General features: G+C 68.6%; 19 protein-coding genes. 14 read left to right on the forward strand and 5 right to left on the reverse strand.

Translation table 11 applies throughout. The annotated features are described in order from the left end of the window. Positions 1–200 precede the first annotated feature (200 nt). The 4 genes from AC069H_RS22460 (at position 201) to AC069H_RS22475 (ending at position 3727) form a co-directional block, all read left to right on the forward strand. A complete protein-coding gene (locus tag AC069H_RS22460; protein WP_340685168.1) occupies positions 201–1427 on the forward strand; it encodes a cytochrome P450 in 1227 nt (408 codons plus the stop codon). A 41-nt stretch (positions 1428–1468) separates the two neighbouring features. Continuing rightward, positions 1469–2257 (forward strand): transglutaminase-like domain-containing protein, encoded by a 789-nt coding sequence (locus AC069H_RS22465; protein ID WP_478233710.1) that lies wholly within the window; start codon positions 1469–1471, stop codon positions 2255–2257. 223 nt (positions 2258–2480) lie between these two features. Beyond that, entirely contained in the window at positions 2481–3503 is a 1023-nt protein-coding gene (locus tag AC069H_RS22470) for a YhjD/YihY/BrkB family envelope integrity protein (RefSeq protein ID WP_478233711.1), read from the forward strand. 17 nt (positions 3504–3520) lie between these two features. Continuing rightward, a complete protein-coding gene (locus tag AC069H_RS22475; protein WP_478233712.1) occupies positions 3521–3727 on the forward strand; it encodes a hypothetical protein in 207 nt (68 codons plus the stop codon). 7 nt (positions 3728–3734) lie between these two features. Here the strand turns inward: AC069H_RS22475 and AC069H_RS22480 are convergent, their stop codons facing one another. The 3 genes from AC069H_RS22480 to AC069H_RS22490 are packed head-to-tail and all read right to left on the reverse strand — an operon-like array spanning position 3735 to position 6984. Then, positions 3735–4895 carry a thiolase domain-containing protein gene (locus tag AC069H_RS22480; RefSeq protein ID WP_478227783.1) on the reverse strand — a complete coding sequence of 387 codons (1161 nt, stop codon included), beginning with the start codon at positions 4893–4895 and terminating at the stop codon, positions 3735–3737. Beyond that, entirely contained in the window at positions 4892–5947 is a 1056-nt protein-coding gene (locus AC069H_RS22485; RefSeq protein ID WP_340685172.1) for a thiolase domain-containing protein, read from the reverse strand. The genes AC069H_RS22480 and AC069H_RS22485 overlap by 4 nt, the downstream gene beginning before the upstream one ends. 8 nt (positions 5948–5955) lie before the next feature. Then, entirely contained in the window at positions 5956–6984 is a 1029-nt protein-coding gene (locus AC069H_RS22490) for a Zn-ribbon domain-containing OB-fold protein (RefSeq protein WP_478233713.1), read from the reverse strand. Positions 6985–7037: 53 nt separating this feature from the next. Between AC069H_RS22490 and AC069H_RS22495 the strand changes: the two genes are divergently transcribed. Then, positions 7038–8597: an acyl-CoA synthetase gene (locus AC069H_RS22495; protein ID WP_478233714.1), complete on the forward strand. Its 1560-nt coding sequence runs from the start codon at positions 7038–7040 to the stop codon at positions 8595–8597. Positions 8598–8665: 68 nt separating this feature from the next. Here AC069H_RS22495 and AC069H_RS22500 read toward each other — a convergent pair whose 3' ends face one another. Continuing rightward, a complete protein-coding gene (locus AC069H_RS22500; RefSeq protein WP_478233715.1) occupies positions 8666–9454 on the reverse strand; it encodes a crotonase/enoyl-CoA hydratase family protein in 789 nt (262 codons plus the stop codon). 70 nt (positions 9455–9524) lie between these two features. On the opposite strand from AC069H_RS22500, the gene AC069H_RS22505 reads away from it, so the two are divergent. Continuing rightward, complete coding sequence (locus AC069H_RS22505) at positions 9525–11141, forward strand: acyl-CoA synthetase (RefSeq protein WP_478233716.1); 1617 nt, start codon at positions 9525–9527, stop codon at positions 11139–11141. Positions 11142–11149: 8 nt separating this feature from the next. Continuing rightward, positions 11150–12256, forward strand: coding sequence for an NAD(P)H-dependent flavin oxidoreductase (locus tag AC069H_RS22510; RefSeq protein WP_340685176.1), 1107 nt, complete (start codon positions 11150–11152; stop codon positions 12254–12256). Between the two features lie 229 nt (positions 12257–12485). On the opposite strand, the gene AC069H_RS22515 is transcribed toward AC069H_RS22510, so the two are convergent. After that, positions 12486–13292, reverse strand: coding sequence for a S1 family peptidase (locus tag AC069H_RS22515; protein WP_465452166.1), 807 nt, complete (start codon positions 13290–13292; stop codon positions 12486–12488). A gap of 349 nt (positions 13293–13641) precedes the next feature. Between AC069H_RS22515 and AC069H_RS22520 the strand changes: the two genes are divergently transcribed. From AC069H_RS22520 to AC069H_RS22550, 7 genes are all read left to right on the forward strand, one after another. Then, entirely contained in the window at positions 13642–14418 is a 777-nt protein-coding gene (locus AC069H_RS22520; RefSeq protein WP_007033614.1) for a GntR family transcriptional regulator, read from the forward strand. A 182-nt stretch (positions 14419–14600) separates the two neighbouring features. Then, positions 14601–15713: a TIGR03364 family FAD-dependent oxidoreductase gene (locus tag AC069H_RS22525; RefSeq protein ID WP_478233717.1), complete on the forward strand. Its 1113-nt coding sequence runs from the start codon at positions 14601–14603 to the stop codon at positions 15711–15713. After that, complete coding sequence (locus AC069H_RS22530) at positions 15707–16381, forward strand: phosphonatase-like hydrolase (RefSeq protein ID WP_478233860.1); 675 nt, start codon at positions 15707–15709, stop codon at positions 16379–16381. The genes AC069H_RS22525 and AC069H_RS22530 overlap by 7 nt, the downstream gene beginning before the upstream one ends. A gap of 16 nt (positions 16382–16397) precedes the next feature. Next, entirely contained in the window at positions 16398–17417 is a 1020-nt protein-coding gene (locus tag AC069H_RS22535; RefSeq protein ID WP_478233718.1) for a 2-aminoethylphosphonate ABC transporter substrate-binding protein, read from the forward strand. Further along, on the forward strand, positions 17414–18475 hold the full coding sequence (locus AC069H_RS22540) for an ABC transporter ATP-binding protein (RefSeq protein WP_478233719.1): 1062 nt from the start codon (positions 17414–17416) through the stop codon (positions 18473–18475). The genes AC069H_RS22535 and AC069H_RS22540 overlap by 4 nt, the downstream gene beginning before the upstream one ends. After that, positions 18472–19326, forward strand: coding sequence for a 2-aminoethylphosphonate ABC transporter permease subunit (locus tag AC069H_RS22545; protein ID WP_478233720.1), 855 nt, complete (start codon positions 18472–18474; stop codon positions 19324–19326). The genes AC069H_RS22540 and AC069H_RS22545 overlap by 4 nt, the downstream gene beginning before the upstream one ends. After that, positions 19304–20101: an ABC transporter permease gene (locus AC069H_RS22550; RefSeq protein ID WP_478233721.1), complete on the forward strand. Its 798-nt coding sequence runs from the start codon at positions 19304–19306 to the stop codon at positions 20099–20101. The genes AC069H_RS22545 and AC069H_RS22550 overlap by 23 nt, the downstream gene beginning before the upstream one ends. The last annotated feature ends 12 nt before the right edge of the window (positions 20102–20113 follow it).

Raw genomic sequence — 20113 nt, forward strand, 5'->3', positions numbered from 1 at the left:
ACACGTTCTTGATTTGGGCAAGTCGCCGCAGGATCGTCTCGATTTTGATCACTGGTCGCCGTTCCTGCTCCATGCTGCGGTCGCGCGATCCGCGGCAGCCGAGTTAACAGGTTTCACTGAAACTCTTCACTTGGTAAACACCGTATGCTTCAATCGGCTCTAGAACGTGTTTCATTGGCGAACCGCGTAGGAGGTAGCCCGTGGCCGCTCCCCTGATCCCCGCCGGTTTCGATTTCACCGATCCGGATCTTTACGCCACCAGGCTGCCTCTGGAGGAGTTCGCCGAACTCCGCCGCACGGCACCGGTCTGGTGGAACCCGCAGCCGCACAACACCGCGGGCTTCCGCGACGACGGCTATTGGGTGGTCAGCCGGCTCGAAGACGTCAAGGCGGTGTCGAGGGACAGCGAGCTGTTCTCCTCCCGGGAGAAGACCGCGATCATCCGGTTCGACGAGAACATGACCGACGACAGTCTCGAAGCCAACCGTCTGGTCCTGCTCAACATGGACGCCCCGCAGCACACGAAGCTGCGGCGGATCGTGTCGAAGGGCTTCACGCCGAGGTCGATCGCGAAGCTCGAGGACACCCTGCGTGATCGCGCGGAGCGCATCGTCAGCGAGGCAAAGAAGAAGGGCTCCGGCGATTTCGTCGTCGACGTCGCGTGCGAACTTCCCTTGCAGGCCATCGCCGAACTGATCGGCATCCCGCAGGAAGACCGGCTCAAGGTCTTCGACTGGTCCAACCAGATGGTCGCCTACGACGACCCCGAGTACGAAGTCGAACCGCTGGCCGCGTCCGCGGAGATCGTCGGTTACGCCTGGAACATGGCCGAAGAACGGCGCAAGTGCCCGATGGACGACATCGTCACGAAGCTGGTACAGGCCGACGTCGACGGCGAGTCGCTGGCCTCTGACGAGTTCGGGTTCTTCGTCATCCTGCTCGCCGTCGCGGGCAACGAGACCACGCGCAACGCGATCACCCACGGGATGAAGGCGTTCCTCGATCACCCCGATCAATGGGAGCTGTACAAGAAGGAGCGGCCGAAGACCGCCCCGGACGAGATCGTCCGCTGGGCCACTCCGGTGGTCGCCTTCCAGCGCACCGCGACCCGGGACACCGAACTCGGCGGGCAGCACATCCGCAAGGGCGACCGGGTCGGGATGTTCTACAGTTCCGCGAACTTCGACCCGGACCATTTCGACGAGCCGGAGAAGTTCGACATCCTCCGCGAGGACAACCCGCACGTCGGCTTCGGCGGCACGGGTTCGCACTACTGCATCGGCGCCAACCTCGCGCGGCTGGAGATCGACCTGATCTTCAACGCCATCGCCGATGTCATGCCGGACATCGCCGAAGTCTCCCCGCCGGACCGGCTCCGGTCGAGCTGGCTCAACGGGATCAAGCACTACCAGGTCCGCTACGCCTGACCTGATCGGCCGGACGCGACCCCGTGGGGCACCATGGGGCCATGGGTCCCCACGTTCAGGTCGATGTCGAAATGTCCTTCCGGGTCACGAAATCCGGCCCCGCCGCGTTCGTGGTCGCGCTCGCGGGCGGGGCCGCTCAGGAGGAGTTCGCCTACCCCGCGCCGCCGCGCCAGGTGGCGTTCGAACACCGGACCCGTGCTCAGGTCGTCGACCTGCCGTCCGGGGAGCACGTCGTGCGATACCGGGCCGAACGCGCACTCGATCCGGCCGACGCCGAGCCGGTCGGCCAAGACGATCTGATCCGCTACACCAGGCCCAGCCGGTACTGCCCCTCGGACCGGATGGGCGGGCTCGCGTTGTCCCGCTTCGGTGGTTTGCCCGGCGCGCGCGCCAAGGTGGAGGCGATCGTCCGGCATGTGCGCGAGCACCTGTCCTATGTGGTCGGTTCTGGCTCGCCGACCGATGACGCCGTCGACACCTACCTCGCCGGGGAAGGGGTTTGCCGCGACTACGCGCACGTCTGCATCTCGCTGTGCCGCGTGCTCGACATCCCCGCCCGGTTCGCGGCGGTCTACGCGCCCGGACTGTCCCCAATGGACTTCCACGCAGTGTTCGAGGCCGCGATCGACGGCCGCTGGTACGTGTTCGACGCCACCGGCCTCGCGCCGAGGCAGAGCCTGTGCCGGATCGCGACCGGGCGGGACGCCGCCGACACCGCGTTCCTCTCCACCCTCGGCTGTGAGCTGGACTTTCTCGGCAACACCGTGCTGGCGACCGCGGGCCCGTCGCTGCCGGAGGACGACGGCTCGGAGCTGATCGCGCTCGCTTGATCGCGTGTTGACCACGAGCCGTGACCTCGCTGAGTGTCTGGTGGTGAACCCGCGTCCGCGATCGACGTCGGCAGGGCACGGCTGGGTGGTCACGTCACGATGGGTGAACGGGTGCCCTGCCACCGCGATAGCGGGGCCTTCGGCCGGGGCGGGTTCACGCGTTCGGCCGCTTTTGAGGTGAGCCTTCAGCTCCGCCAACAGGCTCTGAGGTAGACATGGGCGTGTGAGGGAGAAACAAGCACCGACGAAATGGCAGCGGCTGCGTGCCCGCTACCGCTGGCTGGACCACGTGGCCCGGGCGGTGAACCGCTACATCGAGTACGCCGGTTACCACTACGTCGCGTCGATCACCTACTTCAGCCTGTTCTCGCTGGTGCCCATCCTCATGGTCGCGGTGTCGGTGGCCGGTTTCGTGCTGGCGAGCCAGCCGCAGCTGCTCGAGTCGATGCTGGGCGCGATCACCGGCACCCTGCCCGGGGGACTCGGTGACAAGGCCGGGGAGCTGCTCACCGGGTTCGTGGAGCAGCGCACCAGCGTCGGGGTCATCGGTCTGATCATCGGGTTGTACTCCGGCTGGAACTGGATGAACTCGCTACGCGACGCGCTGACCGCGATGTGGGGTCAGAACCGGTCGGATCTCCCGCTGCTGCGCACGATCGCCGCGGACCTGCTCGCGCTGCTCGGCCTCGCCAGCGCGCTGCTGGTCTCGTTCGCCATCACCATTTCCGGGTCGGCGCTCGGCCGGTATCTGCTGGGGCTGGCTGGGGTGGACGACACCGCCTGGGGGCACAACGTGCTGTCGGCGATCTCGATTCCGTTGGCGCTGCTGGCCAACTGGCTCGTCTTCCTCTGGGTGCTCACCCGGCTGCCGCGGAAACCGGTCGGGGTCCGTAGCGCGATGCGCGGTGCCGTCGCGCTGGCACTGGGTTTCGAACTGCTGAAGCAGGCCGGTGGGATCTACCTGCGCTTGATCGGGAACTCGCCGACCGGGGTCGCGTTCGGCTCCATCATCGGTCTGATCTTCTTCATCTCGCTGGTGGCCCGGATGCTGGTGTTCGTGACAGCCTGGACGGCGACCGCGCGCGACGCTCCGCCGGACCCCGTGCGGCCGCCCCCGCCCGTCGTGGTCCGGCCCGTGGTGGCGGCGCCTGACCGGCACGGGCTCAAGCCGGTGCTGGTGGGCGCGGTGACCGGGGTGGTCGCGACCCTGGCCGCGCAGCGCCTCCGGCCGCGCCGGCGCCCCTGACCGAAGGAGAATTCCGGATGTTCGATGAACGAGTACCGGCGTTCGCGCTGTCCGAACTCGTGGGTACGCGGGTGGACGAGGCACGGGCGAAATGCGAGGCCGACGGCTTCCAGATCCAGGTCGTGGATCTGGAAGGACACGGAGCCGTGACACTGGACCACCGGCCGAACAGAATCCGCCTGTATGCCAAGCGCGGAAAGGTCGAGAAAGCCAAGGTCGGCTGAAGCCCGCTCAGCTCGGCTTGGCCGATCCCACCACCCACATCGAGAAGAACTGCGATCCGCCGCCGTACGCGTGCCCGAGCGCGATCCGCGCGCCGTCGACCTGGTAGTCCCCGGCCCGGCCCATCACCTGCTTGGCCGCTTCGGAGAACCGGAGCATCCCGGAAGCCCCGATCGGGTTCGACGAGAGCACGCCGCCCGAAGGGTTGACCGGCAGGCGTCCGCCGAGCGCGGTTTCGCCGGCTTCGGTGAGCTTCCAGCCCTGGCCCTCGTCGGTGAACCCCAGGTTCTCCAGCCACATCGGCTCGAACCACGAGAACGGCACATAGATCTCCGCGGCGTCCACTTCGGACAGCGGGTCGGTGATGCCCGCGTCCCGCCACAACGCGGCGGCGGCGTCCCGGCCCGCCTGAGGGTTCACCTGGTCCCGTCCGGCGAACGTGGTCGGCTCGGTGCGCATCGCGGTCGCGTGGATCCACGCCGCGCCACCGGGAACTGCGTCGCCCGAGGCTTCGTCTCCGATCACCATCGCGCAGGCGCCGTCCGAAGACGGGCAGGTCTCGTCGTAGCGGATCGGGTCCCACAGCATCTGCGACGCCTGCACCGACTCCACCGTGATGTCGGACTGCCGCAGATGGGCGTACGGATTGAGGGCGCCGTTGCGGCGATCCTTGGCCGCGACGATCGCGCCGACGTGGTCGGGCGCGCCGGACCGCCGGATGTACGAGCGCACGTGCGGTGCGAAGTAGCCGCCCGCCCCGGCGCCCACCGGCATCTGGAACGGCGGCAGGATCGACAGGCCCCACATGGCGTTCGATTCGGACTGCTTCTCGAAGGCCACGGTCAGCACCCGCTTGTGCACGCCTGCCTGCACGAGCGACGCCGCGACGAGCGCGGTCGAGCCGCCGACCGAACCGGCGGTGTGCACGCGCAGCAACGGTTTCCCGGTCGCGCCGAGCGCGTCGGCGAGGAACAGTTCGGGCATCATCACGCCCTCGAACAGATCCGGCGCCTTGCCGAGGACGACGGCGTCGATGTCGTCCCAGCCGGTCCGGGCGTCGAGCATCGCCCGGTCGATGGCCTCCCGGAGCAGACCGGGCATGGACACGTCGGTGCGTTTGGCCTTGTGGTGGGTCTGGCCGGTTCCCAGTACGGCGGCGAGGTGCTTCACGAAAGGACCTCCAAGGTCGCGACCAGGTTCTGCTGGAGGACGGGGCCGCTGGTCGCGTGGGCGAGGGTCTTGCGCGCGCTGCCGTCGAGGATGCGGTTCGCCGCCTCGCCGATCCGCGCCAGCCCCGCCGAGAACATCGGATTGCCGGTCAGGACGCCGCCGGAGGGGTTGATCCGCACCTGGTCGCCGAGGCCCAGCGCGTCGCGCAGGATCAGTTCCTGATGCGTGAACGGCGCGTGCAGTTCCGCGACTTCGACGCCGTCGAGGTCGAGCGCCCGCCCGGCGGCCGCCGTCGAAGGCGACTTGGTGAGGTCTCGGACGCCGAGCGCGGGGGAGTCGACGCGGTGTTCGATCCCGGTGATCACCGCCGGGCTGTCGACGAGGTCCGCGGCCCGCTCGGCCGACGCGAGCACGAGCACGGCGGCGCCGTCGGTGATGGGAGCGATGTCGTGGGCCCGCAAGGGATCCGCGAAGTAAGGGGCGTCCAGGAGCTCGGCGACCTCGACCGTTCCGGAGAGCTGCGCGGCCGGGTTCCCGGCGGCGTCCGCGCGGCTGCGCGCGGCGACCTCGGCGAGATCCTTTTCGGACCAAAGGCCGGATTCGAGCCCCAGCCTCGCCTGGATCCCGGCGACGCTCACCGAGTCCGGCCAGAGCGGCGCGACGACGTACGGGTCCATTTGCAGGGCCAGCACCCGGCGCAGTTGCCCGGCGGAAGACTTGCCGAAGCCGTAGACGAGCGCCGTGTCGACCTCGCCCATCCGGATCTTCAGCCAAGCCTCGTACAACGCCCAGGCGGCGTCCATCTCGACGTGCGATTCGTGGATCGGCGGGAAGGCGCCGATGGCGTCGACCGCGGCGATGAACGAGAACGCGCGGCCGGCGAGGTAGTCCGACGAACCCGAGCACCAGAACCCGATGTCCTCTTTGGACAGACCGGTCCGCTCGAAGACCTCGGCGAAGATCGGCACCAGCATTTCCACGCCGTTGGTGGTGCCCGGGGTGCTGCGGACGTTGGGGGCCTGCGCGAAGCCCACGACTGCTACATCTGGCACTGTGGTCCTCACAGATGGTGGGCGAAGGATTCGTACGGTGCGTCGGGCTCGCCGGTCGGCTCGAAATGGCCGATGTTCTCCAGCGACGTCCACCATTCGTCCCGCGGTTTCCAGGCGGCCCGGACCCGCATGCCCATCCGGACGTCGGCGGCGTCGCAGCCGAGGACCAGATGCAGGAACGCGATGTCCGCGCCGTCGAGCAGGATGTACGCGGCCACGTAGGGCGGTTTGATCTTCTGGCCGAGGAACGGCACGTTCACGATGCAGAACGTCGTGACGATGCCGGTGTCGGGCAGTTCGACCTCATCGGTGGTCGGGATGCCGTCGGTCGGGCAGGCGCCACGCGGCGGGATGTAGACCTTCTCGCAGGACGGGCAGCGCTGGCCGATCAGTTTTCCCTCGGCGAGCCCGCGCAGGTACCGGCTTTCCTCCGGTGACGCGGAATGTTCGTAGCGCAGGTGGATCGGTGTGATCACCACGCTGACCGGCGCGCCCTCTTCGCGTTTCGCGACCGGCGGAGGCGCCTCGGTGGCTTCTGTGCCGGGGCCGTCGGCGGGGACGAAGTAGGCGATGTCGCGGATGTGGCCGACGGTCTCGTCCGCCCAGCGGATCCGGACCCGTTGTCCGGTGTGGACACTCGCGGGAGAGCCGGCGTCGACCGCGTGCAGGATCGAGCTGTCGGCGCCGTCGAGCCGGATCAGCGCCCACGCGAACGGCCGCGACAACGGCTGGCCGTCGACGGGTTCGGCGATCCAGGACCAGGAGACGATCACGCCCTCGGAAGCCACCGGCACGAATTCGGACAGCGCCTCGGCGGTCACGGGATCGTATTCCAGCGGCGGCACGTGGACGCGGCCGTCGCTGCCCCGGACGCCTTCGACTCGGCGCTCGCGCAGGGCGTTGACGAACCGGCCGAGCACCGGGCCGACCGAACGCGTGTAGTCGAAACCCACGTTGAGCGGGGCCGACAGCGGGAGTTCAGGTGCGCTCACATTCTGAGTGAAACACGTTCTCGATTTTCCGGCAAGACGGCTCATCTGGGCCTCGCTGACGGTTGCTCTTGAGTGGAACGCGTTCTAGATTTGCGAGTATGCCGACTGCCACCGGGACACTAGGGGTCTGGAACATCGCCGCGCAGGAGCCGGAGCGGGTCGCACTCGTCGATCCGGACGGCCGCTCGATCGGATACGGAGAGCTCGCCGCGAAAGCGAACGCTTACGCGCGGGGGCTGCAAGCCCTCGGGCTCGAAGCCGGTGACGTGGTCGTCGTCCTGCAGCCCAACGGCGACGAACTCGTCGCGGCCTATTTCGCCGCCATCCAGTCCGGCCTGTACATCGTGGTGGTCAACTGGCATCTTGTCGGGCCGGAGGTCGCCTACATCCTCTCTGACAGCGGTGCCAAGGCTTTCCTCGCGCACGAACGCTTCGCCGACGTCGCGATCGCGGCCGCGGACGAGGCGGGCATCCCGGAGCGCGGGCGGTTCGCCGTCGGCGACGTCGAGGGCTTCCGCCGGATCGAGGAACTCGGCTCCGGCGAGGGCGACGGACGTCCGGAGCGGCGCACGGCGGGCTCGCCGATGCTCTACACGTCGGGAACCACGGGGCGGCCCAAGGGTGTCCGGCGGCCACTGACCGGCGCCGACCCCGACTCCGTCCCGGGCGCGTCGACGTGGTTCTTCGGTATCTTCGGGCTCGCGCCGCACGACGACCACGTGCACCTGTGCGGGTCGCCGCTCTATCACACGGCGGTACTGAACTTCGTCGCGATTTCCCTGCAGCTGGGGCATACCGCGGTGCTGATGGACCGCTGGGACGCCGAGGACATGCTGCGGCTGATCGAGCGGCATCGCGTCACGCACAGCCACATGGTCCCGACGCAGTTCCGCCGTCTGCTCGCGCTGCCGGACGACGTCCGCGCGGCCTACGACCTGGGTTCGCTGCGCGTGATGATCCACGGCGCCGCGCCCTGTCCGCTTGAGGTCAAACGCCGGATGCTCGACTGGTGGGGCCCGGTCGTCACCGAGTACTACGCGGCCACCGAAGGCGGCGGGACGGCGATCTCGGGGGAGGAATGGCTCAAGAAGCCGGGTTCGGTCGGGCTGCCGTGGCCGGGTTCGACGATCAAGATCCTCGACGACGAGGGCACGGAACTGCCCGCCGGCGAGACCGGCACGGTGTACATGAAGATGGGCGACTCGAAGTTCGAGTACCACAAGGACCGGGCCAAGACGGACAAGGCGCGGGTCGGGGACCTGTTCACCCTCGGCGACGTCGGGCATCTCGACGAGGACGGCTACCTCTTCCTGCACGACCGCAAGGCGGACCTGATCATCTCGGGCGGGGTCAACATCTACCCGGCGGAGATCGAGGGCGAACTGGTGATGCACCCGAAGATTGCCGACGTCGCGGTGTTCGGCGTCCCGCACGAGGACTGGGGTGAGGCGATCAAGGCCGTCGTCCAGCCCGCGGACGGTGTCGAGCCCTCCGAGGAGTTGACCGCGGAGATCCTCGAGTACGCGGCGTCGCGTCTCGCGAAGTTCAAACTCCCGCGTTCCGTCGACTACTTGCCCGAACTCCCGCGCGACCCGAACGGAAAGCTCTACAAGCGCAAGCTCCGCGACCCCTACTGGGCCGGTCACCGCGTCCCCTGACGCATTTCGTCCTCTGAATGCGGTAGTTCGCCGACGAACTACCGCATTCAGAGGACGAAACGCAGGGGTCAGCGGCCCCGAAAGACGGGCTTGCGCTTCTCGGCGAAGGCGCGGGGGCCTTCCTTCGCGTCTTCGCTCGCGAAGACCTCGATGCCGTACTGGGCGTCGAGCTTGAAGGCCTCTTCCTCGTGCGTGCCTTCGGTGTCCCGCATGGTCTTGAGGATCGCGCGGACCGCCAAGGGACCGTTCGCGGAGATGAGGCCCGCGAGTTCGAGTGCCTTGTCCAACGCCTTCCCGTCCGGGACGACGTGGCCGATCAGGCCGATCCCCAGCGCCTCGGCCGCGGTGATATGCCGTCCGGTCAGCAGGAGGTCGGCGGCGACGGTGTACGGGATCTGGCGGGGGAGCCGCACGGCCGAACCGCCCATCGGGAACAGGCTCCACCGCGCCTCGGACACACCGAACTTCGCGCTCTCACCCGCGACGCGGATGTCCGTACCTTGCAGGATCTCCGTGCCGCCGGCGATCGCGGCGCCTTCGACGGCGGCGATCAACGGCTTCGTCAGCCGGCGGCCCTTGAGCAGGCCCTCGATCCGGCTGGGATCGAACGTGCCCTTCTCGAACGAGTCCGACGGCGAGTTCTTCGACATCGACTTCAGATCCGCGCCCGCGCAGAACGCGCCACCCGCGCCGGTGAGCACGCAGCACCGGATGTCGTCGTCCTCGTCGACCCTGTTCCACGCCTCGACCATGATCCCGAGCATCTCGCCGCTGAGCGCGTTGCGGGCCTCCGGCCGGTTCATCGTGACCACGAGGGTGTGTTCGATCTTTTCCACCAGCGCGTGCGGTTCGCCCACCGGGACCTCCACTGACTTCACTGAAAGAGCGGCCATTGCCCAGAACGATAACATGTTCTACTTTGAGGGAGTGGCACTCAACATCGCGGATCTACTCGAGCACGCCGTCGACGCCGTGCCGGAGCGCATCGCGGTCGTCTGCGGCGATCGGCGGGTCACCTTCGCCGAATTGGAAGAGCGCGCCAACCGGCTGGCGCACCATCTCGCCGCACACGGCGTGGGACCCGGATCCCACATCGGTGTCTATTCCCGGAACTCGATCGAGGCCCTGGAATCGATGATCGCCGCGTACAAGCTGCGCGCGATCGCGGTCAACGTCAACTACCGCTACGTCCACGGCGAACTGCGGTACCTGTTCGACAACGCCGACCTCGTGGCGCTGGTCCACGAGCGCCAGTATTCGGACAAGGTGGCGGCCGTCCTGCCGGAGACGCCGAAACTGAAACACGTTGTCGTTGTCGACGACGGAAGCGACGGCGACTACTCGTCCTATGGAGGCGTGGATTACGAAGCCGCGCTCGCCGAAGGCTCCCCCGAGCGGGACTTCGCCGAGCGCAGCGCCGACGACATCTACATCCTCTACACCGGCGGCACCACCGGCTATCCCAAGGGCGTCCTGTGGCGCCACGAGGACATCTGGCGGGCGCTCGGTGGCGGCATCAACTTTGTCACCGGCGAGTACGTCCCGGACGAGTGGACGCTCGCTGAGCAGGGCAAGTCGGGCAGCCTGGTCCGGCTCCCGGCCGCGCCGCTGATCCACGGCGCCGCGCAGTGGGCCGCGTTCGGCGCGCTGTTCACCGGCAGCCCGGTCGTGTTCGTCCCGCGGTTCGACGCGCACGAGGTCTGGAAAGCCGTGCAGGACAACAAGGTCCAGGTGCTCACCATCGTCGGTGACGCGATGGCGAGGCCGCTGATCGACGCCTATCGCGAGGGCGACTACGACGCGTCGTCGATCGTGGCGGTGTCGAGTCACGCCGCCTTGTTCTCCCAGTCGGTGAAGCAGGAATTCCTGTCACTGCTCCCGCATGTGGTGATCACCGACGCGATCGGTTCGTCCGAAAGCGGGTTCACCGGCATCGGCATGGTCAGCAAGGACAGCGATCATTCCGCCGGTCCTCGGGTCAACTTCGGCAAGGACGCGATCCTGGTGGACGACGACGGCGCGCTCGTCGAACCGAAACCGGGCGCGATCGGCCTGATCGCCCGGCGCGGGCACGTCCCGCTCGGGTACTACAAGGACCCCGCGAAGACCGAGAAGATCTTCGTCGAGGTCGACGGCAAGCGGTACGTCGTCCCGGGTGACTACGCGCGTTACGAGGAAGACCTCACGGTGACCCTGCTCGGACGGGGGTCGCAGTGCGTGAACACCGGCGGCGAGAAGGTGTACCCGGAGGAAGTGGAGGGCGCGCTCAAGTCGCATCCGGACGTCTTCGACGCGCTCGTCATCGGCATCCCCGACGACCGGCTCGGCCAGCGGGTGGCCGCGGTCATCCAGCCGCGCTCCGGCAAGGATCTCGACGTCGCCGCGCTCGAAGCGCACGTACGGACCGAGATCGCCGGCTACAAGGTGCCGCGCAGTCTCTGGCTCGCCGAGGAGATCGGGCGGTCACCCAGCGGGAAACCGGACTATCCCTGGGCGCAGCGCTACGCCGCCGAGCACGAGCCCATCACCATTCAACCGGCGTAAGGAGTTTCATGCGGACGTCTCTGTGCGACCGGCTCGGGATCGAACTGCCGATCGTCGGGTTCACCCCGTCCGAGCACGTCGCCGCGGCGATCAGCCGGGCGGGTGGTCTCGGCGTGCTGGGCTGCGTGCGGTTCAACGACGCCGCCGAGCTCGACGCCGTCCTGTCCTGGATGGACGAGAACACCGGCGGAAAGCCCTACGGCGTCGACATCGTGATGCCCGCGAAGATCCCGGCCGAAGGGACGTCGATCGATCTCGCGAAACACATCCCGCAGGGGCATCGCGACTTCGTGGAGCGGACGCTGCGCGATCTCGCGGTGCCGCCGCTGCCCGACGACACCGACGAACGCGCGGGAGTGCTGGGCTGGCTGCATTCGGTCGCCCGGTCCCATGTCGAGGTCGCGCTGAAACACCCCATCCGGCTGATCGCCAACGCGCTGGGGTCGCCGCCGGTGGACGTCATCGAGCAGTGTCACGCGAAGGGCGTGCCGGTCGCGGCCTTGGCGGGCAAGGCCGAACATGCCGTGCGGCATGTCGACAACGGCGTCGACATCGTTGTGGCGCAAGGCTATGAGGCGGGCGGGCACACCGGCGAGATCGCGTCGATGGTCCTGCTGCCCGAGGTGGTGGACGCCGTCGGCGACCGCGTCCCGGTGCTCGCCGCCGGCGGGATCGGCTCGGGCAGGCAGGTCGCGGCGGCGCTCGCGCTGGGCGCGTCCGGGGTGTGGATGGGTTCCTTCTGGCTCGCCACCGAGGAATACCTCCAGACCATGGGGGAGTCCGAGGCGATGCAGCGCGCGCTGGTCGCGGCGGGTTCGTCCGACACCGTCCGGACGCGGATCTACACCGGTAAACCGGCGCGGCTGCTCAAGACGCGGTGGACCGAGGCGTGGGCCGCGCCGGACGCGCCCGAACCGCTGCCGATGCCGCTGCAGAACCTGCTCGTTTCCCACGCGCACAACCGGATCCACCACGCGGCCGATCCGAGCGTGGTCTCGATGCCGGTGGGGCAGATCGTCGGGCGGATGGACCGGGTGCGCCCGGTCGCCGACGTGATCTCGGAGCTGGTGTCGGGGTACGAAGAGACACTGTCGCGTTTGGACAAGACCCGCTGAGGTTGCCGCGAAGTCCGTGAAGGCCTCCTTGCCTACCTTCAGGGTAGGGAAGGAGGCCTTCACGGACTTCGCCGGTGAGGTGAGGCTGGGTCACAGTGGCTTTCGCGACACGGTGGCAGGGCGGCCGAGAACTGCCCTCGCCGCGACACGGCAGCCCCTTGAAACGAGAAGGTCCCCTTCACCTCGTCGCTGTGGTGAAGGGGACCTTCAGGGCATGCCGTGCGAGAGACTAGAGACCGGCGGCCGCGTTCTTGATCGCGGTCGCGAAGGTGCTCACCTCGGTGTAGACGCCGGGAGCGTGCGCCCGCGCGCAACCCTCGCCCCAGCTGGTGATGCCGACCTGGATCCAGGCACCGGCGCTGTCGCGACGGAACATCGGGCCGCCCGAGTCACCCTGGCAGGTGTCGACGCCGCCGGAGTTGACGTTGCCCGCGCAGATCTCGGCGCTGTCGATCAGGTCGGCGTAGCTGCCGCCCTGCGCCTTGCAGGTCGAGTCGGAGACGAACGGAACGTTGGCCTTGAGGAGGTAACGCTGCTGCGCCCCGCCCTCGGTCGCGGCGCCCCAGCCGGCGACGGTGAACGTGCCGCTGTTGTTGGCGGTCGTGGTGGCGATCGGCAGCGTCGGGATGCCGCTGACCGGGCTGGCGAGCTTGATCAGCGCCCAGTCACCGCCGGTGGAGGTGGGATAGGTCGGCGACCGGTACACGTAGGTCGACTTGACCTTCTTGGCCGCCGTGCTCTGCAGGTCCACGACGCCGAGGGTGGCGGTGATCCCCGTGTTGGCCCCGGTCCGCGACACGCAGTGCGCGGCCGTCAGCACGATCTGCGGGGTGTAGAGCGCACCACCGCAGCCCATGGAAAGCCTTACCATCCAAGGAAATTCGCCCTGAGCGGCGCGGGTGCCACCGACCACGTCGGTGGACGGCGGCTGCGCGGCCGCGGCTTGCGGAGCCGTGGCGAGACCCGCCAGGGTTCCGGCCGCCGCGACGGCGATCAGGGTCTTTTTGAGCAGGCTGAACCGACGCTTGATGTTCAAGGGTTCATTCCTTCCGGCTGTCCACAGTGGAGGCAGGGAGACTGACTGCGGCCAACTGACTACAGCAGGTGGGCATACGCCGGGACAACCAACTTTCTTCGGATCTTTCGGCCGATGGTGGTGATTAACGGACGTCCGGGCCTGACTGCCGACGAATGGCGTGGTCCGGAGCGCCCAACGCCTCTACTCCTGGACCGGCGAGCGCCGGAACCGCCGGAAGGCTGAACGCTCCGTCACACCTGCCCGATCCGCCGAACGAGGTGCCCGTTTCGTCCACGAGTGTGAGCGTGGCATGAACACTTCGTTCGGGTCAGTACAGGCATGGGGAAACGGGCCTAGGATCTGGATCGTGAAAGCGCGTTCGCCAAGACTTCATCCACCCGCCGACGGCCCGGTTCGGGACGGAATTCCCGAGCACGGCCGCATTCCCCGCTATTACGCGGTCAAAGTCGATCTGCTCGACGTGATCTCCGAATTAGGGCAAGGAGCGGTACTTCCCACCGAAAGGGAACTGTCCGAACGATTCGAGGTTTCCCGCGCGACGGTCCGCCAGGCCGTCGGTGAACTCGTGCTCGAAGGGCGGCTGAGCAGGCGGCAGGGGAGCGGCACGTACGTCGCGGGCCCCAAGCTCGTCCAGCCGCTCGCCTTGGTGAGTTACACCGAAGGACTCAGGAGGCAGGGCATTCAACCAGGGCGGAATCTGATCTCTTTGGAACGCCGGGAAGCGGGCCCGTCGCTGGCTTCGGAACTGGAAATCGACCCCGAAGACGACGTCATCCACATCGAACGGGTGCTGCTCGCCGACGACGAGCGGGTCGGGCTGGAATCGACCTATCTCACCGCCGCGCGATTCCCGACGCTGATGGATGTGTTCGATCCCACACAGTCGCTCTACGCCTGTTTGCGGGAGCGGCTCGGGGTCGTCTTCGATGGCGCCGAGGAGCGGGTCGAGACCGTGCTCGCCACGCCCCGGGAGGCCCTGCTGATCGGGACGAACCCGGCGCTGCCGATGCTGCTGATGCACCGGACGTCGTGGGGGCCCGACGGGATCCCGTTCGAGCGCGTCCGGTCGCTGTTCCGAGGCGACCGGCTCTCCTTCGAGACCCGACTGGGCCGCGTGGAGTAGCCACCTGCCGCATTTGGTCCTCTGAACGCGGTATTTGCGGATTCAACGACCGCATCGAGAGGACGAAACGCGAGGTAATGTAACGCGAGGATAACAGGTCTGGTCCACATTTCGGAGGCACTTCACCTGCGGTTAGGGCGGGGGTCACGGAGCGTTGGTGCGCGCAGGCGAGCGTCTGCGGTGTGCGAATCCTCATCATCGGCGGCGGAGTGCTCGGCACCCAGCACGCCTGGCAGGCCGTCGAACGCGGCCACGACGTCGTCCAGATCGAACGGGAACCCGAGGCCAGGGGCGCGTCCGTGCGCAACTTCGGCCTGGTCTGGGTCGGCGGCCGCGCCAGTGGCCCCGAACTGGAGACGGCCGCGCGGGCGCGAGTGCTGTGGGAGCGCATCGGGGAACGGGTCGAAGGGATCGGCTTCCGGCCGAACGGCTCACTCACCGTCGTCCGCACGGAGGCCGAACTCGCCGTCGCCGAGGCCTCGGCCGCGAGCACGGAGGACCGCGGCTTCAAGCTGCTCGACGCAGCCGAGACCAGGGAGCTGAACCCGGCCCTGCGCGGTGACTTCCTCGGCGCGCTCTGGTGTGACCGCGACGCCGCCGTCGAACCGCGCGTCGCCCAGCCCGCCCTGCGCGCCGAGCTGGCGAAATCCGGCCGATACACCTGGATGCCCGGCCGTGAGATCCGCGACCTGGCCGATCGCGGCGTCGTCGACGACGCGGGCGAAACCCACGAAGGCGACGTCGTGGTGCTGTGCACCGGCGCCTGGACCGGTGGCCTGGTCAAGGAACTCGCCGGGCAGCCCCCGGTCCGCCGGGTGCGGTTGCAGATGGCGCAGACCGAGCCGCTCGGGGAAACCCTCACCACCACGGTCGCCGACGCGGACAGCTTCCGGTACTACCCGGCGTACCGCGGCGAGGCCCTCGACGGTCTCAACGCGAGCCAGCCCCAGGGAGAGATCGCCGCGGCCAACGCCATGCAGCTGCTCATGGTCCAGCGCCTCGACGGGTCGCTGACCATCGGCGACACCCACGAATACGACGAGCCGTTCTCGTTCGACACCACCGAAGACCCGTACGACCACCTGGCCGAGGTCGCCGGCGAGCTGCTCGGACGGCCGCTCCCGCGCATCGCCCGCCGTTGGGCCGGCGTCTACGCCCAGACCACCGACACCACCCGGATCGTGCATCGCGCCCGCGTCGCGGACAACGCGTGGCTCGTCACCGGACCGGGCGGCCGGGGGATGACCTGTTCCCCCGCCATCGCCGAAGACACCGCAGAGGAGCTGTCCTGGTGAACACCGAACTCGTCGTCCTGGACATGGCCGGGACCACCGTCGTCGACGACGGCCTCGTGATCCGCGCCTTCACCGCGGCGATCGCCGCCGCCGGAGTGTCCGAAGAGGACAGTCTCTTTCCCGGAATGCTCGACTACGTCGTCGAAACGATGGGGCAGTCCAAGATCGTCGTCTTCCGCGCACTGCTCGACGGAGACGAAGAACTCGCCCGGCGCGCGAACATCGCCTTCCAGGACGCCTACGAGAAACTCGTCGCCGACGGCCGCTGCGAGCCGATTCCCGGCGCCGAGCAGACGATCCAGGAACTGCGCGCCCAAGGGGTGAAGGTCGCGCTCACCACCGGCTTCGCACCGGCCACGCAGAACGCGATCCTGGACGCGCTGGGCTGGCACGGCCTCGCCGACGCCGTGCTGGCCCCGGGCGAGGGTGTCCGAGGCCGCCCGTACCCCGACCTGGTCCTCGCGGCCGCGTTGCGGCTCGAAATCACCGACGTCCGCAGGATCGCCGTCGCCGGTGACACCGCTTCGGACGTCCAGACCGGGCTGCGGTCCGGCGCCTCGATCGTCGCCGGCGTGCTCACCGGATCGGCGAAGAAGCCGGAGCTCGAAGCCGCCGGCGCTACCCACGTCCTCGAATCCGTCCGCGACCTCCCCGCCCTGCTGTCCTAAAAGGAGCTTTGACGACATGAAGAAACTCGCGGCCACCGCCCTCGCCGGGCTGCTCGCCCTCACCCTGGGCGCCTGTGGCGGAACCGCCGGTGGCGCTTCCGGCGACCAGACCGTCACGCTGTACACAGTGGACGGTCTGGAAGACTGGTACGCCCAGCGCTTCGAGGAGTTCAAGGCCAAGACCGGGATCACCGTCCAGGCGGTGACCGCCGGATCGGGCGAGGTCGCCTCGCGGGTGGAGAAGGAGAAGGCCAACACCCAGGCCGACATCCTGGTCACGCTCCCGCCGTTCATCCAGCGGGCCGCGTCACAGGGCTTGCTCGCCACCACGGCCCCCGCCGGTATCGACCAGGTCGCCGCCGGGCAGAAGGACGGCCAGGGCCGCTACTTCGCGATCATGAACAACTACCTCAGCTTCATCCGCAACCCGCAGGTCTCCCCCAAGACCTGGGACGACCTCCTGTCCCCGTCGCTCAAAGGCAAGCTCCAGTACTCGACCCCCGGCGAGGCGGGCGACGGCACCGCGGTCCTGCTGCAACTCCAGCACGTACTCGGTGACCAGGGCGCACTCGACTACCTCGCGAAGCTCGAAGCCAACAACGTCGGCCCGTCGTCCTCCACCGGCAAGCTGCAGCCAAAGGTGGCGAAGGCCGAGATCCTGGTGGCCAACGGCGACGTCCAAATGAACCTGGCCGCGATCGAGAAGAGCGGCGGCTTCGAGGTCTTCTTCCCGGCCGACGCGCAAGGCAAGCGCTCCACCTTCGCCCTCCCGTACTACGCGGGCCTGGTCAACAACGCGCCGCACGCCGAAAACGCCAGGAAGTTCCTGGACTTCCTGCTCTCAGCCGAGGTGCAGGGCAAGGTCGTCGACGCCTTCGGTGCCCCGTCGCGGACCGACGTCACGCCGTCCGGCCCGCGGGCGGACAAGGTGAAGGCCGCTCTCGACGGCGTCGAGATCTGGCAGCCGGATTGGGACGCCGTCCTCGCGAAGCTCGACGCCGACCTGGCCGCGTACAAGAAGGCCGTGGGCCGATGACCCCGGCGGTCGAATTCCGCGGCGTTTCCGTCCGCTTCGGCCAGACGACGGCCCTCTCACCACTGGATCTCACCGTGGCTAGAGGGGAGACGCTGGCGATGCTCGGCCCGTCGGGCTCCGGCAAGTCGACGGCCCTGAAGGCACTCGCGGGTTTCGTCGTGCCGAGCACCGGCCGGGTCCTGCTCGATGGCGAGGACGTCACCGATCTGCCGCCGCACAGGCGCGGCCTCGGCGTCGTCGTCCAGAGTTACGCGCTGTTCCCGCACATGCGGGTCGAGGCCAACGTCGCTTTCGGCCTCAAGGCGAGGAAAACGCCTCGCGCCGAGACGGCGAGCCGGGTCGCCGAAGCGCTGGAGCTGGTCGGGATGGGCGAGTACGCCCGTCGCTACCCGCGTGAGCTTTCGGGCGGGCAGCAGCAGCGGGTCGCGCTCGCGCGGGCGCTGGCGATCCGGCCCCGTGTGCTGCTGCTCGACGAACCACTGTCCGCTTTGGACGCCGCCCTGCGCGAGGACATGGTCGCGGAACTCCTGCGGCTGCGGGCCGAGCTCCCCGACACCACGCTGATCTACGTCACCCACGACCAGGGCGAGGCACTGGCGCTGGCCGACCGGATCGCCGTCATGCGCGACTCGAAGCTGGTCGAACTCGGCCGGAGCCGCGAGCTCTACCAGCGTCCCTCGACGGAATTCACCGCGAGCTTCCTCGGCGCTTCCAATCTCATCCCGGTCGAGCTGATCCACCCCGACGGCACCAGGGTCCGGCTCGGCGACCGCGAGCTGGCCGCGGATCCGGCAGGCACGATCCGGACGGGGCAGTCCGTCGCGCTCGGCGTGCGGCCGCACCGGATCGGGATCACCGCGGTGGACGCCCCCGGCGCGCTGCCCGCGGTGCTGCGCGGTGTCCAATGGCGCGGCACGGGCTTCCGGCTCGACCTCGAGCTCGCGCACAACGGGGACGAGGTCCGCGCCGAAGTGCCGGACATCGACGGACTTCCGAGTGTGGGGGAGCGGGTCGGAGTGTCCATTCCGGACGGTTGCCCGCTGGTGGGCGTCGGATGACCGGCCTCGCACTGGCCGCGACGGCCGCACCGGCGCGGCGGCGGGAGAAACAGCCCGGACGCGGCTGGCTCCTGCTGCCGCCGGTGCTCGTCCTGCTCGGGTTCTTCGGCTATCCGCTCGTACTGGTCGTTCTCCAATCACTGGAGTCGAAGACCGGCGAGGTCGGGCTGTCGGTCTGGCTGGACGTGCTGGGCTCGGCGGAATTCCGGGACGCCGCCTGGAAGACCGTCGCGCTCGCGCTCGCCGCCACCGCGGGCTGTGTGGTGCTGGGGACGTTCCTCGCGCTGGTGATCGCTTTCGTGCCGTTCCCCGGCGCGCGAACGCTTTCGCGGCTGGTGGACACCGTGCTCGCGTTCCCGTCGTTTCTCATCGCGCTCGCGTTCACCTTCATCTACGGCAGCGCGGGCATCCTGGGCGCGGGCGGGTTCCTGTACTCGCCGTTCGGGATCCTGCTGGCGGAGATCACCTTCTACACGCCGTTCGTGATGCGGCCGGCGCTCGCCGCGTTCGGCCAGGTCTCGTCGGCGCAGATGGAGGTCGCGGCCAGCCTCGGCGCCAAACCCGGCCGCGTGCTGCGCCAGGTCATTCTCCCGGAAGCCTTGCCGTCACTGGCATCCGGCGCCTGCCTGACCATGCTGCTGGCGATGAACGAGTTCGGCATCGTGCTCTTCCTCGGCGCGAAGGACGTCACGACGCTGCCGATGCTGGTCTACGGCAAGGGGATCGTCACCTTCGACTTCCCACAGGCCTGTGTCATCGCGGTGGTCAACGTGGTCTTCTCCCTCGCCCTGTACGGAACCTACCGGCGACTGACGAAGGGAGGCCGTCGTGCTGCTGTGGACCAGGCGTAGCCGTGTCCTGCTGTGGGCGGTGTTCGCGGTGTTGTTCACCGCGATCGTGCTGGCGCCGCTGTTGATGATCGCGCTGGCGTCGGTCGCCGGGAACTGGACAGGACTGCTGCCGGGGGCGCTCACCGGCTCGCATTTCGCGCAGGCGCTGTCCGGGGAGACGTTCGCGAGCCTCTCCGTGAGCATCCAGACCGGTGTCATCGCGTCGCTGGTGTCGGTACTGCTCGGCACGTGGGCCGCGCTCGCGTCGCAGTCGGTGCCGCCGAAGCTGCGGAAGGCCGTCGACACCCTGTTCCACCTGCCGATCGCGGTGCCGTCGGTGGTGCTGGGGCTGGCGCTGCTCGTCGCGTTCAGCCGTCCGCCGCTCGCCTTCAACGGCACGCGCTGGATCGTGCTGCTGGGGCACGTGATGATCCTGCTGCCGTTCTCCTACAGCACGGTCTCCGCCGCGATCGCGCGGATGGATCCGCTGCTGGCACAGGCCGCCGCGAGCCTCGGCGCCTCGCCGGTCCGGGTGCTGCTGCGGGTGCGGCTGCCGGTGCTGCTGCCGTCGATCTCGGCGTCCGCGAGCCTCGCGCTGGCGATGTCGATGGGCGAACTGGGCGCGACGATGATGCTGTACCCGCCGGACTGGCGCACGCTGCCCGCGAGCATCTTCGCGCTCACCGACCGGGGCCAGGTGTTCCTCGCGTCGGCGAGCACCGTGCTGCTGCTGGCCGTCACGCTCGCCGGGGTGGTGCTGCTCGGGCTGGCCCGGGGCCGCGCGGCCCAGCGGTGATGCAACCGTTCG

It is taken from the genome of Amycolatopsis sp. NPDC043887, from assembly GCF_056435665.1.

Bases quoted from the DNA above. Each gene is read 5' to 3' on its own strand.
- AC069H_RS22495 (WP_478233714.1), top strand. From the start codon at position 7,038: ATGCCGACTGCCACCGGGACACTAGGGGTCTGGAACATCGCCGCGCAG.
- AC069H_RS22510 (WP_340685176.1), top strand. From the start codon at position 11,150: ATGCGGACGTCTCTGTGCGACCGGCTCGGGATCGAACTGCCGATCGTC.
- AC069H_RS22540 (WP_478233719.1), top strand. From the start codon at position 17,414: ATGACCCCGGCGGTCGAATTCCGCGGCGTTTCCGTCCGCTTCGGCCAG.
- AC069H_RS22545 (WP_478233720.1), top strand. From the start codon at position 18,472: ATGACCGGCCTCGCACTGGCCGCGACGGCCGCACCGGCGCGGCGGCGG.
- AC069H_RS22535 (WP_478233718.1), top strand. From the start codon at position 16,398: ATGAAGAAACTCGCGGCCACCGCCCTCGCCGGGCTGCTCGCCCTCACC.
- AC069H_RS22490 (WP_478233713.1), bottom strand. From the start codon at position 6,984: ATGAGCCGTCTTGCCGGAAAATCGAGAACGTGTTTCACTCAGAATGTG.
- AC069H_RS22475 (WP_478233712.1), top strand. From the start codon at position 3,521: ATGTTCGATGAACGAGTACCGGCGTTCGCGCTGTCCGAACTCGTGGGT.
- AC069H_RS22465 (WP_478233710.1), top strand. From the start codon at position 1,469: ATGGGTCCCCACGTTCAGGTCGATGTCGAAATGTCCTTCCGGGTCACG.